Source organism: Pseudoalteromonas sp. NZS100_1, assembly GCF_015864285.1.
Taxonomy (GTDB): Bacteria; Pseudomonadota; Gammaproteobacteria; order Enterobacterales; family Alteromonadaceae; genus Pseudoalteromonas; species Pseudoalteromonas arctica.
The window spans coordinates 1-551 of the sequence record NZ_JADYXN010000276.1 but is presented as its reverse complement, the minus strand read 5'-3'; the positions used below and the strand labels follow the sequence as shown (position 1 = coordinate 551).

Genomic DNA, 551 nt, shown 5'->3' with positions numbered 1-551 from the left:
ATGCTCATTTTCCCGGCTGTGTGGGACTGGTATGTGCAGTGGCGTGAGCGACGTCGCGGATTTTATACCCGCTGGGAGGTGGAAATGCTTCACCTCGCAATGGCGCTGACCCGTGAGAAGACGGGGTGGTTGAGACAGCAACCGCATATGGCGGATCGCTTGCAGCCTGTGGAGGGATTGATTGCACCGGCGGATATCGAGGTTGCCCAGTCTGACTGGGGTGCGGCCTGCGATCGGGCGCATGCGCATGCCGCAGCACGATCGAAGGAAATTGAACGGGTAGCGCGTATTCATCGCGATCCTTTCGAACCGATCCTGCCTATATTGGAAGCGCACAGTCCGGTCGCGGAATATCGCAAGATCGCCGACGAAATCCTCAAACATGCGCCTAACTGCGATCGCTATCCACGCCGGGCGGCGGAATCTGTCCGGTCATTTCTGCTTATCCGCCTGGGATTGCATCTGGGCTTACGTAAGAATTTGCGGCAACTCCTGGTTTGTCCCCGAGACCAACTTCCGAGATCCGAACGGAAATTGGAAAGTTTGAAGCG

1 protein-coding gene is annotated in these 551 nt (G+C 57.0%); it reads left to right on the top strand.

Annotated features, from left to right (window positions below; all coding sequences use genetic code 11):
• Window positions 1-84: 84 nt before the first annotated feature.
• Window positions 85-551: hypothetical protein (locus I6F66_RS21800; protein WP_197209853.1), on the top strand; the 467-nt coding region annotated here is incomplete at its 3' end.